This is a genomic window from Blautia sp. OM07-19 (genome assembly GCF_003481595.1).
Lineage (GTDB): Bacteria > Bacillota > Clostridia > Lachnospirales > Lachnospiraceae > Blautia_A > Blautia_A intestinihominis.
In genome coordinates this window covers 1-16,018 of record NZ_QULA01000050.1, presented here as the reverse complement: position 1 = coordinate 16,018, position 16,018 = coordinate 1, and the positions used below count along the sequence as shown (strand labels likewise).

Annotated in this window: 13 protein-coding genes; 12 read left to right on the top strand and 1 reads right to left on the bottom strand. The window is 44.9% G+C overall.

The window, feature by feature from the left end; genetic code table 11:
* The first annotated feature begins 374 nt into the window (after positions 1-374).
* The 12 genes from DXC01_RS18780 (at position 375) to DXC01_RS18725 (ending at position 14,058) form a co-directional block, all read left to right on the top strand.
* Positions 375-1,412: an XdhC family protein gene (locus tag DXC01_RS18780; protein WP_118699602.1), complete on the top strand. Its 1,038-nt coding sequence runs from the start codon at positions 375-377 to the stop codon at positions 1,410-1,412.
* Between the two features lie 128 nt (positions 1,413-1,540).
* Positions 1,541-3,319 (top strand): DUF1002 domain-containing protein, encoded by a 1,779-nt coding sequence (locus DXC01_RS18775; RefSeq protein WP_243111672.1) that lies wholly within the window; start codon positions 1,541-1,543, stop codon positions 3,317-3,319.
* A gap of 227 nt (positions 3,320-3,546) precedes the next feature.
* Positions 3,547-4,749 (top strand): class I SAM-dependent rRNA methyltransferase, encoded by a 1,203-nt coding sequence (locus DXC01_RS18770; protein ID WP_118252057.1) that lies wholly within the window; start codon positions 3,547-3,549, stop codon positions 4,747-4,749.
* A 55-nt stretch (positions 4,750-4,804) separates the two neighbouring features.
* Entirely contained in the window at positions 4,805-5,209 is a 405-nt protein-coding gene (locus DXC01_RS18765) for a hypothetical protein (RefSeq protein ID WP_118699601.1), read from the top strand.
* 35 nt (positions 5,210-5,244) lie between these two features.
* Positions 5,245-6,090: a DUF5685 family protein gene (locus DXC01_RS18760; protein WP_022214538.1), complete on the top strand. Its 846-nt coding sequence runs from the start codon at positions 5,245-5,247 to the stop codon at positions 6,088-6,090.
* Positions 6,083-6,718, top strand: coding sequence for a J domain-containing protein (locus DXC01_RS18755; protein ID WP_118699600.1), 636 nt, complete (start codon positions 6,083-6,085; stop codon positions 6,716-6,718). The genes DXC01_RS18760 and DXC01_RS18755 overlap by 8 nt, the downstream gene beginning before the upstream one ends.
* A 186-nt stretch (positions 6,719-6,904) precedes the next feature.
* Positions 6,905-7,891: a diaminopimelate dehydrogenase gene (locus DXC01_RS18750; protein WP_022215719.1), complete on the top strand. Its 987-nt coding sequence runs from the start codon at positions 6,905-6,907 to the stop codon at positions 7,889-7,891.
* A gap of 189 nt (positions 7,892-8,080) precedes the next feature.
* Positions 8,081-9,709, top strand: a complete 1,629-nt coding sequence (locus tag DXC01_RS18745) for an N-acetylmuramoyl-L-alanine amidase family protein (protein WP_118699599.1) — start codon at positions 8,081-8,083, stop codon at positions 9,707-9,709.
* Positions 9,710-9,918: 209 nt separating this feature from the next.
* Positions 9,919-11,373: a C40 family peptidase gene (locus DXC01_RS18740; protein WP_118699598.1), complete on the top strand. Its 1,455-nt coding sequence runs from the start codon at positions 9,919-9,921 to the stop codon at positions 11,371-11,373.
* A 340-nt stretch (positions 11,374-11,713) separates the two neighbouring features.
* Entirely contained in the window at positions 11,714-12,514 is an 801-nt protein-coding gene (locus tag DXC01_RS18735; RefSeq protein ID WP_243111674.1) for a transporter substrate-binding domain-containing protein, read from the top strand.
* 15 nt (positions 12,515-12,529) lie between these two features.
* On the top strand, positions 12,530-13,321 hold the full coding sequence (locus DXC01_RS18730; protein ID WP_199705054.1) for an amino acid ABC transporter permease: 792 nt from the start codon (positions 12,530-12,532) through the stop codon (positions 13,319-13,321).
* Positions 13,318-14,058, top strand: a complete 741-nt coding sequence (locus DXC01_RS18725) for an amino acid ABC transporter ATP-binding protein (RefSeq protein ID WP_118699595.1) — start codon at positions 13,318-13,320, stop codon at positions 14,056-14,058. Before DXC01_RS18730 ends, DXC01_RS18725 begins: the two co-directional genes overlap by 4 nt.
* 664 nt (positions 14,059-14,722) lie before the next feature.
* On the opposite strand, the gene DXC01_RS18720 is transcribed toward DXC01_RS18725, so the two are convergent.
* Complete coding sequence (locus tag DXC01_RS18720) at positions 14,723-15,823, bottom strand: transposase (RefSeq protein WP_243097413.1); 1,101 nt, start codon at positions 15,821-15,823, stop codon at positions 14,723-14,725.
* Positions 15,824-16,018 lie beyond the last annotated feature (195 nt).

Sequence of the window (16,018 nt, the reverse complement as noted above, 5' to 3'; positions counted from 1 at the left end):
CCCCTTCCGGTAACGGAAAGGTCTTTGCTGGAGGCAAAAGTCCCTGCAGTAAAGCGTAGAACCTCATGTGTTTATGCAGATCTGAGAAAACTCAGTTCAGAAATGAACTTAAGAGCAGCATAAATGCAGGCAGATATACAGCGGACTACCTGTTATGTGGGAACCTGCCGTATCCGGCATGGAAAATGCACGTAATTGTGCACCTAAGTTACAGGCGTATCTGCCGATATTTAGTCTGACGCCTAAAGCGTCTGGAAGCACGTGACTTCAGTCATGTGAGGATAGAGTTTTTAATTCACGGCGAGGCTATATAATTAACAGTAAATGAGTAGCCCTAATAAAACAGCATAATGACTGAAAAAAGAGGAGAAAGCATGAATCTTTTTGAATTATATAAAATAATAAATGAAAATCTTCAGCAGAAATCCAACCTTCTGGCGACGGTGCTGGAGGGAGAGGCAGCCGGAACCAGGTATTTTTGGGCAGATGGGGAACTTCTGGGATATACAGGCACCGGCGAGGTGAACGAAGAACTCAAAACACAGATCACAGAGACACCGCAGAGCGGCATTTATGAAATAGAAGGGCAGAAATTTTTCATAGAGCATCTCAAACGTCAGGCGCATCTTGTGATCTGTGGAGGCGGGCATGTATCACAGCAGGTGATCGAACTCGCAGGGAAAGTCGGATTTCATGTGACAGTTCTGGAAGACAGACCATATTTTGCGGACCGCGCGAGAGAAGCCGGAGCAGACCTTGTTCTCTGCGATGCCTTCGAAAAAAGCCTGCAGGGAATCGCCGGAACGCCGGATACCTATTTTCTGGTGGTGACCAGAGGACATCGTTTTGACCGTGCCTGCCTTGAACAGATTCTGAAGAAACCATATGCCTATGTGGGAATGATGGCGAGCCGCGGACGTTCTGCACTTCTGAAGAAACAGATGGCTGGGGATGGTTTTGACAGAAAAGCACTGGATGAGATGTATACACCGGTAGGGCTTTCTATCCATGCGGAAACCCCGGAGGAAATTGCAGTTTCCATTGTGGCAGAACTGATCCAGATCAAGAACCAGACAAAAAAAACAGCCGGATACGATTCTCTTCTCATGGAGTATCTCACAGGAGTGAAGGAGCCGGGTCAGCCAAAAGTTCTTGCGACGATCATAGCCCGCAGAGGTTCAGCCCCGCGTTCGATAGGAACCAAGATGCTGGTACTCGGTGATGGAAGGATCATCGGCACGATCGGCGGCGGCTGTATGGAAAGCGAAGTCCAGCACCAGTGTCTGAGACTTCTCCGCGAAGAAAACGAAAAGTCCCGCATCGTCTGTGCTGACATGACAGTATCACAGGCAGAGGACGAAGGAATGGTCTGTGGTGGAACCATCGATGTTTTTCTGGAAAAATTTGAATGATTTCGAAGAAATAAAATAAAAAATACAATTCTGCAGAACGCTGTGTTATAATAAAAACACTTGAAAGAAGAGACCAGGAAGGCAGCTTTTTGAGACTGCCGCATCATATCATAATGGAGGATGAGATTATGAAAAAAAGAAGTATGATCGTAGCTGCACTGTGCAGCATGTGCCTTGCACTCAGTAACCCGATCCCGGCAATGGCAGATGCATCCAAAGTAGTAACACTTGGTGCAGATCTTACAGATGAACAGAAGAATACCATGATGAAGTACTTCAAGGCAGATGCAAGCCAGGTACAGATCATCACAGTTAATAACCAGGATGAGCGCAATTATCTGGGAAAATATATTTCAAGCGCACAGATCGGTACAAGAACTTTAAGCTGCGCCTATGTGAAACCAACCCAGTCCGGCGGCATCAAGGTTCGTACTGCAAACCTCAACTACGTAACCTGCAATATGCTTGCAAATGCACTTTCCACAGCAGGTGTTTCCAACTGCGAGGCAGTTGCAGCCTGCCCGTATGAAGTTTCCGGAACAGGAGCACTTACCGGTGTCATGATGGCTTACGAGACAGCCAGCGGCAAGCAGCTTGATTCCACCAAGAAAGACCTTGCTACCAAGGAAGTCGTAGTTACCGGAGATGTTGCACAGCAGGTCGGCGGCGACAATGCTACCAACATCATCAACCAGGCGAAACTGCAGATCATCGGTGACAATGTTCAGAACGCAGACGAGATCTACAACATCGTCAACAACATTGCAATCCAGAACAACGTATCTCTGAGCTCCGATGAATTGAATACGATCACAGCACTTCTTCAGGAAATCGTACAGCAGAATTACGACATTCAGGAAATGAAGCAGACTCTGGAAAGCATCCAGAAGAACCTCGACAAGACTATGAATAACGACAGTTCTTCCGATGATTCTTCCTCAGATGATTCCTCTTCCGATGGCGAAGAAGATCTTGTAGATGAAGATTCCAGTGACGGCGAAGATATCACCGAGGACGTAGACAGCGATGTTCTTGATGGCGCCAAGGAATCTTACACCGAGGATGCCAGCGTTGCAGAGGATACAGGCATGAATGACGTTCTGGAACCGGACGACGGCTCTGAGGATGATGGCATGGGAATCCCGGAGGCAACTGAAGACGGAACACAGGACAATTACGAAGAAATTACAGAAACTCCGGAAGGAACAGATTCTACAGACACCAGTACAGATGAATCTGACAGCAGTTCCGATGATGGTACAGGAATTCCGGAAGCAACCGGTGATGAGACATACGAAACAGACGAATCTTATGGAGAAACTTCAGATTCCGGCGATCAGGGAACAGATGAAAGCACAGATTCTTACGATCAGTCCACTGACGAAGGAACAGACGCTTCCACAGAGGATACTTTAAATACAGATTCCCTCGATGATGCTTCAAAGGCACAGTTTGACCAGGCAGAACAGTTCTGCGAGGGAGAATACAATGGAGATATCGCAGTTCTCAATGCTGTAATGCCAAATGCAGCGCAGCCGACCGTGACTCTTGATACAGACACCGCTTCCAAACTTACAAAGAAAGTTCTTGAGGCATATCTGAATGTTCTCAAGGATGGCGGAGCAACTTATACAGCATCAGAAACAGATATCTATGTATCCAGTCAGCTCAATATGGTCAACAATGACATGAAGAAGATCTTCAGCATTGAGACTGAGCCGGCAACAGACGATATCCTTGCAGCTCAGTCCGCAGAAGACAGACAGACTCTGTACAATGATACCATGAAGTTCTTTGAACAGCTTTATGGTGAGAGTACAGACACTTCTGCTCAGCAGGAATCTACAGATGAGACTTCTTATGATGAGGAGTCTTATGACGAAGAATCCTACAACGAAGAGTACTAATCATTAGGTAAAGCCCTCAGGCCGCAGCTTTTCTGAATAACCAGGAAGCTGCGGCTTTTTGCAGCTTTTTTGAGAACTGCAAAACTGTGATTTTTTTGTGAGCCCTGCGAAAAACTGGAAATCTAAAAGCATCTGTGATAGAATAGAGAGAAATCTTGTTGTTACTGTGGACAGTAACAACTTGCTAACTAATTGATGGGGAATATATAGCCGAAAGGGGAAATAATATGAGTCTTGCAGTGGTTACACTGAAAAAAGGAGAGGGAAGACTTCTCAAATCCGGTGGCATGTGGGTCTTTGACAACGAGATCGCCAGTATTATGGGAAGCTTTGTAAATGGAGATATCGTGCTGGTACATGATTTTGACGGATATCCGCTTGGAAGAGGATTTATCAACACCAATTCCAAGATCACGGTACGTCTGCTTTCCAGAGATGAGAATCAGCATATAGACGAGGACTTTTTTGAAAAAAGAGTAAGAGATGCCTGGGAATACCGCAAAAAGGTAACAGATACTTCAAGCTGCCGCCTGATCTTTGGCGAGGCAGATTTCCTGCCAGGTCTGACAGTTGACAAATTTGAGGATGTTCTGGTCGTACAGTCCCTTGCACTTGGAATCGACCGCTGGAAAGAAATGATCCTCGAACTTATCAGGAAAGTTCTTGCAGAGGACGGAATCAACATCCGTGGAATCTACGAGAGAAGTGATGCCAAAGTCCGCAAGCAGGAAGGAATGGAACTTCACAAGGGCTTCATCGGACCGGAGTTCCCGACTCTTGTTGAGATTGTCGAAAATGGAGTGAAATATCAGGTCGATGTCAAGGACGGACAGAAGACAGGATTTTTCCTGGATCAGAAATACAACCGTCTTGCGATCCAGAAACTCTGCAAGGATGCGAGAGTCCTGGACTGCTTTACACATACAGGTTCTTTTGCACTGAATGCGGGAATTGCAGGAGCAAGAGAAGTTACCGGCGTGGATGCTTCTGAGCTTGCTGTTCATCAGGCACAGGAGAATGCGAAGCTGAACGGGCTGGACGGCAGAGTTAAATTTATCTGTGAGGATGTTTTTGAACTGCTTCCGAGACTGGAAGAAGAGGGCGAGAAATATGACGTTGTGATCCTCGATCCGCCGGCGTTTACCAAGTCACGAAGCTCTATCAAGAATGCAGTCAAGGGTTACAGAGAGATCAACCTGCGTGGTATGAAGCTTGTCAGGGATGGAGGATTCCTTGCAACCTGTTCCTGTTCTCACTTTATGGATTATGAACTCTTTACCAAGACGATCGGACAGGCCGCACGAAATGCACACAAGAGACTGCGCCAGGTAGAATACAGAACTCAGGCACCGGATCATCCGATCCTGTGGTCTTCAGATGAATCTTATTATCTGAAGTTTTATGTGTTCCAGGTGTGCAGTGACAGATAAAAATAATCTTACATAATAATAGTGACATCATTTCATTAAAGAAAGAAGGACTTGCATGAGAGAAAAGTTTATCAAGTTTATGGAAGGACGCTATGGAGTAGACGCATTTGCAAGATTTACGATGGGCGTTGCATTTGTGATGATCATTCTGTCCATGTTTATCCGGAGCAGAGTCGGCGCGGCGTTTGATACCATTGGCCTTCTTGCGATCCTTTATACTTATTACAGAATGCTTTCCAGAGATATACAGAAGCGTTATGCCGAAAACCAGAAATATCTGTCCATTACATCCGGCATAAGACAGAAATTCAACCGTGAGAAAAACATCATGCAGCAGAGAAAGGAATATCACATTTATTCCTGTCCGAACTGCAAACAGAAGATCCGTATTCCGAGAGGAAAAGGCAAGATAGAGATCGACTGTCCGAAATGCCACACGAAATTTATCAAAAAAAGCTGAATACGATCTGAGATCAGAATACAGCCGGAGGTCTTATGTTTGGTTATGTGGTAATGAATAAACCGGAGATTAAATTCAAGGATTTTGACCTGTATCGTTCTTTTTACTGTGGTCTCTGCAGAGAACTGCGGGATCGCTATGGAGTGACAGGACAGATTTCCCTGACATATGATATGACGTTTGTGATCCTTCTCCTGAGCGGGCTCTATGAGCCGCCGACAAGGAAGGGAACGACGAGATGCATCATCCACCCTGTACGGAAACAGCCGGTCCGCAAAAATGCGATCACAGAGTATGCCGCAGATATGAATGTTTTTCTTGCATACTATAAATGTGAGGATGACTGGAAAGACGAGAAGAAGCTTCTGAGTCTTTTGTACGGGAACCTCCTTCGGGGCAAAGAGAAGCATGCAGAAGAGCGGTGGCGTAAGAAAGTCGACACGATCGTTTCACTTCTGAATGAACTTTCTGAGATGGAGAAGGCGGGGGAAGAGAATATCGATTGCATTTCCGGATGTTTCGGGAAGATCATGGAGGAGATCTTTGCGTATCGGGCAGATCTGTGGGAACCGACACTGCGCCGGATGGGCTTTTTCCTGGGTAAATTTATTTATCTCATGGATGCCTATGATGATGTAGAGGAAGATATCAAAAAAGGAAATTACAATCCTTTTTCCAGAAGTTATATAATGGAAGGGTTCGATGAACAGGTACGGCAGATGCTGATCATGATGATAGCAGAGGTCTGCCGGGAATTTGAAAAACTTCCTATTATTAAATATACCGATATACTGCGGAATATTCTGTATTCCGGAGTCTGGTGCAGATTTGAAGCAGTGTCCGGTAAGAGGAAGAAAGAGCAGGAGAAAGAAAATGTTTGATCCATACAGTGTCCTTGGCGTTTCCAGGGATGCATCCGATGAAGAAATCAAAAAGGCATACCGGAAACTGAGCAGGAAATATCATCCGGATGCAAATATCAATAATCCAAACAAAGAACAGGCGGAAGAGAAGTTCAAGGAAGTCCAGCAGGCTTATGAACAGATCATGAAAGAAAAGGAATACGGCTCCTCTTATGGAAATGCAGGCGGCTACTACGGTGGATTTACAGGCCGTCAGAACAGCACTTACCAGGATGAGGAGGCAATCCGCAGACAGGCAGCTGCCAATTATATCCAGAGCCGTCATTTCCAGGAGGCAATGAATGTACTCTCGTCCCTGAAGCAGAGGAACGGAGAGTGGCATTACCTTTCTGCGATGGCAAATATGGGACTTGGAAATAATGTCAATGCACTGGAGGATATCCGGACAGCGGTAAACCTGGAGCCGGATAATGTACAGTATCGTATGCTCCTTCAGAGAATGGAGGGCGGCGGAACCTGGTATCAGGAACAGCAGAATCCTTTTGGCGGAATGCCGGTGGATGGAAGCGATTACTGTATGAAGCTCTGTATCGCAAATATGCTCTGCGGACTGTGCTGTCCGGGCGGCGGTGTATTCTGCTGCTGAGAAAATTATTCAGTATTACTAAATGAATAAAAGAAAATACAAATCAACGGATTGACATTTTTTAGTTGTGATATTATCATAGTATCGTACTGCTGTGATAAAGCAAAAGCAGCAGGTCAGGTTCCTGTAACCGAGCAGGCAGGAACTTTAGAAGTACAATGGAAAAGTACAGGAGGAAATCTTAAGATGAGTATTCGTATTGGAATTTTAGGTTATGGAAACCTTGGACGAGGCGTAGAATGTGCAGTTAAGCACAATCCGGATCTTGAGCTTGTAGCAGTTTTTACACGCCGTGATCCTTCAACAGTAAAAATCCTCACAGATACAGCAAGCGTTTATCATGTAGATGAAGCAGAAAAAATGAAAGACAAGATCGATGTTCTGATCCTCTGCGGAGGAAGTGCAACAGACCTTCCGGAGCAGACACCGAAATATGCACAGTGGTTCAATGTCGTAGACAGCTTTGACACTCATGCAAGAGTTCCGGAGCATTTTGCAAACGTAGACAAGGCAGCTTCCGAGAGCGGCCATGTAGGAATCATCTCCGTAGGCTGGGACCCGGGAATGTTCTCTCTGAACAGACTGTATGCAAATGCAATCCTTACCAACGGTAAAGATTATACATTCTGGGGCAAGGGTGTAAGCCAGGGACATTCCGATGCGATCCGCAGGATCGACGGAGTCAAAGACGGCAAACAGTACACCATCCCGGTAGAAGCAGCACTGGAAGCTGTAAGAAACGGAGAAAATCCGGAACTTACAACAAGACAGAAACACACCAGAGAGTGCTTCGTAGTAGCTGAGGAAGGTGCAGACCTTGCACGTATCGAGAACGAGATCAAGACTATGCCGAACTACTTCGATGAGTACGATACTACAGTACACTTCATCACAGAAGAAGAACTGAAACGTGATCACAGCGGGATCCCGCACGGTGGATTTGTTATCCGTTCCGGCAAAACAGGCTGGAATGATGAGAACAGTCATGTGATCGAATACAGCCTGAAACTGGATTCTAACCCGGAATTCACTTCTTCCGTAATCGCAGCATATGCAAGAGCAGCATACCGCATGAGCCAGGAAGGACAGAAAGGCTGCAAGACAGTTTTTGATGTTGCACCGGCTTACTTAAGCGCACAGGACGGAGCAGAACTTCGTAAACATCTTCTTTAAGATCAATTTCAGCAGAGCGGGAAACACATGCCTGATATCTTATGTGAGACATCAGGCAGTGTTTCCCGCTCTTTTTATGTATTGACGTATCATAAATCTTGCGATATAATACCTACATGATATTGTAATAATATTGTAAAATTTGCAACGAAAAAAGTAACAATAAGTTTTTCGGAAAGAGGACGATATATGAAGAAGGTATGTAGAAAAGCTGGACTTTTGGGGATACTTTTGGGGCTCATGCTTTTTGCAGCAGGATTTGCCGTACATACAACGACAGTAGATGTTCAGGCTGCAACAACGACAGGATTTCGTACAGTAAACGGCAAAACTTACTATTACAAGAGCGGCAAGAAGGTCAAGGGATGGCTGACACTTGGAAGTAATAAGTACTTTCTGAATACGAAGACCGGAGTTCTTCTTAAGGGCTGGCAGAGAAGTTCCAAGGGAGCGATGAGATACTTCGATTCCCGTACAGGAGCAATGTACAAGGGATTTAAGAAGATTGGTAGGAATTACTATTATTTCAAACCGTCTACAGGCTACACGGTCAGTGGCTTTGTCAAAACTTCAAGTACCGTTGTGAGATATTTTTCATCAGGCAGTTACACGATGGCAACTGGCTGGATGAAGAACAGCAAGGGCGAGAAGTGGTATTTTACCCCATCAACAGGAATTATGTACAGGGGACTTAAGAAGATTGGAGCCTATTATTACTACTTTGATGGGACAACCGGTGCAGCCAAGAGCGGATTCCTGACAGCAGCCAACGGAAATGTCCGTTATTTCCGCGGAAAGACCTATGTAATGGCAACCGGATGGCTTGGCAGCAGCAGCGGCAAACGCTACTACTTCGCAAAGAATACAGGTGTCATGTACAAAGGCTTCAAGACAGTTGATGGCAAGACTTACTATTTCAATCCAAAAACAGGAGTTGTAACTACCGGCTGGGTAAAGGAAAATGGTAAGACTTATTATATTGATCCAAGCACAACCACGATAACAACAGGTACGAAGCTGATTGACGGCAAATATTACGTTTTTGACTCAAACGGAGTTATGACGGGCTCTTATGCTGACAGTTCCAACTCTGGTCCGACAGCACCAACCTCTGCAAGAACGCTTAAGAATTATCTCGCAGGAGCACTGCAGCCGGTAGGTAAGGCCCTTTATGTATGGGGCGGCGGCTGGACAGATTCCACAAGAAAAGGTGTAAGTCCGACCTGGGTTTCCTGGTATAACAGTCAGACGAGCAGTTACAACTATAATAATTACAGGGATTTAACAACTGCAAACAGAATCAAGGGACTTGACTGTTCTGGATTTGTAGGATGGGCATCTTATCAGGTTATGCATACAAAGTCTGGAGAAGGCGGTGGATATACCGTAGTTTCCGGAGATATTGGTTCTTATTATCAGAATACTCTGAAGTGGGGACGGATCGTAAACCAGAATTATCTTTCTCAAACAAAATGGAAGATGCAGCCAGGAGATATTGGCTATGATTCCGGACATACCTGGATCGTTCTTGGACAGTGTTCAGATAAGAGTGCTGTGATCGTTCATTCCACACCACAGGCAGGCTGCCAGATTGCAGGAACCTGCACACCGGATGGGGATTATGACAGCCAGGCAGTTGCACTTGCCAAAACTTATATGTCCAGATATAAGGGATATACGAAATACGAATATCATCCATCCTGTGGAAACTATATTCGAAGAGGAAATTATCTGAGATGGTACAGCAGTACACTTTCTGATCCGGATGGATATAAGAACAAGACAGCAGCACAGATACTTGCAGATCTGTACAGCTAAAATAAAGCATTAACAGTGAAGAGAAGCAGTTTTCATTACAGAAGACTGCTTCTTTTTTTCGTATTCTTTACTAAATGTTACAAAAATTTAAATTTTTTAATTATTTACTCTTGCGTTCTTGAGAACGATATGTTAATATGTAAAAGAAGTTCAATAAGATATTTCGAAAATGTTACAAAATAGATTGATTTAGATTATGAGGTGAAAACATGAAGAAACGAATTGTTTGCATGACGTTAGCATTAATGATGACAGCATCACAGGTTGTCAGCGTAAGCGCGTCAAGAGAAGACGAGCTGAGAGAGGAACAGGCAGCTACCAGCGCACAGTTGGATGCTACATACGCACAGATCGACCAGCTTTATTCAGCAAAGCAGCAGTTACAGAGCGAAATTGATGCTTTGGATGCAAATCTTGTGAATGTCATGGTTTCCATTCAGACCCTTGAGGGAGATATCAGCAATAAAGAAACTGACATTCAGAATACCCAGACAGCACTTGAGAAAGCACAGAATGCCAAGACTAAACAGTACGAAGCAATGAAAGAACGTATTCAGTACATCTATGAGAAGGGCGGCAATGCTGCATGGTTCCAGATGATGATGGATGCTGATAACCTTTCTGATCTTCTTACTAAAGCAGAATACACACAGAAGATGTATGAATACGACAGACAGAGCCTTGAGAAATATGCCAACACCATTGACCAGGTAACACAGCTCGGTGACCAGTACAAACAGGAGAAGGCAGAACTCGAGGGAATGAAACAGGAATACGAATCTGAGTCAGTAAACCTTCAGACACAGATCGATACCAAGAAAGCCAACTCCGCAGACTGCGACAATGAGATCGCATACGCACAGCAGATGGCAACAGAGTATTCCAACCTGATCGTTCAGCAGCAGGCAGAGATCGAACAGCTTGAGGCAGAGCGTATCGCCGCTGAGGAAGAAGCAAGACGTCAGGCAGAGGCAGAAGCCGCTGCAGCAGCAGAGGAAGCTGCAAGACAGGCCGCTGAGGAAGAGGCAGCACAGGAAGAAGACCAGAGTAACTCTGATGAAGAAGATCAGGAAGATGAGGATCACTCTGAGGATAGTGAAGACACAGACGACGAAGAATCCGATGAGGATCATTCTGAGGATGAAAATACAGACAGTGACTACAGCGAAGACGAGGACACATCATCTGATGACAGCAGCAGTGATGATGTAGAGTACGATGAGTACGGCAACGTGATCGACAGCGACAACACTGTAGATCCGGATGATTATGAGAGTTCATCATCCAGCTCCTCAAGCTCATCCAGTTCTTCATCCTCAAGCTCAGGATCTTCTATCGTAGATTATGCAATGCAGTTTGTTGGAAACCCGTATGTATGGGGCGGCACAAGCCTTACAAACGGTGCTGACTGTTCTGGTTTCACGCAGAGTGTCTATGCACAGTTTGGCTACAGCCTTCCGAGAACATCCTACGAGCAGCAGAACTGGGGAACTGAGGTTTCTTATGCAGATGCACAGCCAGGCGACCTGATCTGCTATGGTGGACATGTTGCAATCTATATGGGCAATGGACAGATTGTACATGCGTCTAACTCCCAGGATGGTATTAAGATTAGTAATGATGCTACTTATAGGACTATTCTTTCTGTAAGAAGACCGTCATAATTTTTCATAAAATGTATGCATAAAAACGGTGGTGTAAAAACTGCCGTTTTTTTGTTTTGTGGGGCGGTCTTGCATTACAAATGCGTCACTGCCGGGTGCCCCCGGCAAACAAAAATGTTGACTTTCCAAAGATAAAGTATTAAAATGTCATAAAGCGCAACGGGGCACTTCATAGTTTCGTGCGCTTTTTTTTACTTTAAAGCAGTCCCATCTGCTTTATTCAACACGGTGATATGTTCCGCAAGGACATATGGATGAAAAATATATATTTCAGGAGGAAACGAAAATGAGAAGGAGCAAAATGTGGAGAATGTTGACAGTAGCAGCTGTAGCAGCATCTATGACATGCGGAGTATTTGGCGTACAGAGTGTAAGCGCGGCTGACAAAAAGACCCTCAAAGTTGCAATGGAATGCGGATACGCTCCATACAACTGGACACAGCCGGATGATTCCAACGGAGCAGTGCAGATCTCCGGAAGTTCCGACTATGCATATGGTTATGACGTTATGATGGCGAAGAAGATCGCAGACGAACTTGGTTACGACCTTGAGATCGTCAAACTTGACTGGGATTCCCTCGTACCGGCAGTTCAGTCCGGACAGGTTGACTGTGTTATCGCAGGACAGTCCATCACCAAAGAACGTCAGCAGATGGTTGATTTCACAGATCCATATTATTATGCATCGATCATCACTCTGGTAAAAGAGGATGGAGACTATAAAGACGCAGCAAGTGTAGAAGACCTCAAAGGAGCAACAGTTACTTCCCAGCAGAATACCATCTGGTATGATTCCTGCCTGCCGCAGATCCCGGACGGAAACATCCTTCCAGCACAGGAAAGCGCACCGGCAATGCTGGTAGCTCTGGAATCCGGTAAATGTGATGCAGTCGTAACAGATATGCCTACAGGAAAAGCTGCCTGCGTAGCTTACCCGGATTTCAAACTCCTTGACTTCACAGGAACAGACGGAGAATTCGAAGTATCTGACGAGGACATCAACATCGGTATCTCCCTCAAGAAAGGAAACGATGAACTCAAAGATGCGATCAACGGAGTTTTAAGCGAGATGACAGAAGACGACTTCAACGATATGATGGACGAAGCAATCTCAGTTCAGCCACTGTCCAGCGAGTCATAAAGGAGGAGCAAAATGCTGCCTGAAAGTTTTGGAGGAAGAATCATATATCTTCTTCAGCAATATGGTCCCTCTTTCGCGAAGGGAGCCGGAGTCAGCATGTGGCTGGCACTGGTCGGAACACTTTTTGGATGCATCATCGGTTTTCTCGTAGGTATCGTGCAGACGATCCCGGTAGACAAAAACGATTCCACAGTCAAGAAGGTACTGATCAAAATCGTGAAATTTATCCTTGCCTGCTATGTGGAGTTCTTCCGTGGAACTCCTATGATGGCACAGGCAATGTTTATCTACTTCGGTAGTGCATACCTGTTCAATATCAATATGTCCATGTGGTTTGCCGCGATCTTCATCGTATCCATCAACACAGGTGCATACATGGCAGAGACTGTCCGCGGCGGTATCCTTTCCATTGACCCGGGTCAGACAGAAGGAGCCAAGGCGATCGGCATGACACATGTACAGACCATGATCAATGTTATTTTGCCACAGGCACTGCGTAACATCATGCCGCAGATCGGCAACAACCTGATCATCAACATCAAAGATACCTGTGTACTTTCCATCATCGGTACGGTAGAACTTTTTTACACGACCAAAGGTGTGGCAGGTGCACTGTATACATACTTTGAGTCCTTCACAATTGCCATGGTCATTTACTTTATCATGACCTTTACCTGTTCCAGGATCCTTCGCGTGATCGAGCGTAAGATGGACGGACCGGACAACTATGACCTGGCAACCGCAGATACCCTGACACATACAAGTGGTATGTATTCTTATAAGGAAAGGAAGGACAACAGAGAATGAGTGAAACGATCCTGGAAGTGCAGCACCTGGGAAAATCCTTCGGAACACATGAGATCCTGAGAGACATTGATTTCTCTGTAAAACCGAAAGATGTTACCTGCATCATCGGACCTTCCGGTTCAGGTAAATCCACACTGCTGCGCTGTATGAACCTTCTGGAGACACCTTCATCCGGCGAGATCCGCTACCACGGAACAAACATCATGGACAAACACGTGAACGTTCCGAAGTACCGCTCCAAAGTCGGCATGGTGTTCCAGAACTTTAACCTTTTTAACAATATGACAGTTCTCAAAAACTGCACAGTCGGACAGGAAAAAGTCCTCAAAAAAAGCAAAGAAGAGGCACACAAAAACGCAATGATGTATCTCGAAAAAGTCGGCATGGCCCCATACATCAATGCAAAGCCGAAACAGCTTTCCGGTGGACAGAAGCAGAGGGTAGCGATCGCAAGAGCCCTTGCGATGGAACCCGAGATCCTGCTCTTTGACGAGCCGACATCCGCCCTCGACCCGCAGATGGTCGGAGAGGTTCTGGAAGTCATGAGAACCCTTGCCAAAGATGGTCTGACGATGATCATCGTCACACATGAGATGGCCTTCGCCAGAGATGTGGCGAAGCATGTGATCTTCATGGGCGATGGAGTTATCGTGGAAGAGGGAACTTCCCATCAGATCTTTGAAGATCCACAGAAAGAACAGACGAAGGAATTTCTGAGCCGTTTCAGAAATTCCTGATGGGAACTGCCCAGCGGGGCGGCTGTTTGGCAAATAAGAAAACCCTGAGGGGGACGATCTCATAGTTGCGAAGGCCGATTGTCCCCCTCAGACTCCCCCTTTTTGGCCACGCCTGGTGCATCAAGACGGAACGGGTTGACGTCAACTGTTTAAGGCTGTTTCGCTGACGCGAAAAGCGCGGGAACTTGAGCTTGCGAGAACTGGGGTTCCCGCGAGCACGTCGAAGGCGTGATGTTGACGGGCCCGTAGTATGTGATACTGCGGAAGCAGGTAGAACAATAGAATACGTAGGATTGATTAGTTTCAGGTGCAAATCTGAACTATACAGAAAAACCAACAACATAAGTAAGCGCAGACTCATGGGGCAACCGTGCAAGTCTGCGCTTATTTATACGAAAATCTTCCGACTTGAAACACCAGGAGAATTTTTCAAAGACCACCTCATAAGACAAAATTTCCGTCAGATACCCAGCCCAGGGGTTGCAAGGGGACGGGCGGATGTTCCCCTTGCGGTCTTCTTACATGCAAATGTAAATCGCGGGCACATGGGAAGTCCCCATGAAACATTGTTTTAATAAAAATACAATATCCAGCAAAAAAAACTAGACAACACACAAAATATAATATATGCTATAAATGAGCAAATTTGAAAAAATGCACAAAATTATCCTGCTAATTTCATAAATGCTTCAAAATCATCACTTGCTTTTGCACATAGGAATAGATACTGATACTTTTCCTGATGAACGGCACTACAGATTCGATGATATCCATCTTGAAAAGACCGATATCCGCCAGTTCCTGTGACACAAATATAATGTGTCAGTGACATCAACAGCCAGTACCTCTGTATTCCCTTTGAGGAGCGTATCTGGTATGTATCCAGGGCCAGATGGTTTTTGCATTGCCTGAAAAATATCTCAATCGGCCATCGACAAACATAACAGGAAAGGATCTCCTGTGTAGATAAGGATACATTTGTGCTAATGAAAGCACGTAGTGCTTTAGGATTACCAAATGCTTTTTCAGGATAGCTTAAAAGAACAACTGCATTTTCTATGCCGCTGAGGTTTCCCTCATACCGGTACACATAATAGTTGCGTTTTTTGACTGTGACGAGGTCAAATCCTTTATGTGTTGTGGATCGTTCAGCAGCCAGTTCACTGAGTTTCTTTTTCATTCCTGATGGATACAGCAGACGGTTTGTTTTCAAAGCACCAATGGTATGGAACCCTTTCTGTACAAAAGTATTGATTATTTTTTCAGAAACATACCAGCAGTCACAAAGGAAATAAGACATTACTGGTGGAACAGGCAGTTCCTTTGCAATATTTTGTACAATATCAATCTTGGAAATTGATTTATTGTACATTACAAAAGCATAGTTCAGGACAATGCCGTTACAGGAAAGCATAACAGCTACTGCCTGATGTCCGTAGTCCTGTTTCCCCTTTAAATGGGATTGGTGAAAGTACGCATCTTCAATCGGATGCAGAGCCTGTGACGAAGGCTTTGTCTTTGAAGCTATCGTATCGTCTACAATGCAGAAAACAGGCTTTCCGGTGCGTGCTGCTTCTGAATAAATAATCTCTATAACAGAACGTTTTAACGTATCTGAAAGTAGAGAATCATCCCATTTCCCTGAATTAAGGAAATGTGCAATCGTAGTTCTGTGACAGGAACTGTTTTTAGCAAAATCCGTGGTTTTTCCATGATATCCTGAAATGAAAATGCTGATCAGGATACTTATAAGGTGGTTTATCACCCGGTTCGAATAAAATTTGCATAAATTTAATTTCTTAAGCTGGTTGTATATGAATGCGGAATGATGTATAGTATTTGCGAGAGACACCTTCTTTCGTAAATGTTGCAAATGTTTGTTTAGGCACTTTCATTATACAACACACGGAATCGAGGTGTCTTTCTTTTATGCAAAATCACGAACTTGCTCATTTATAGT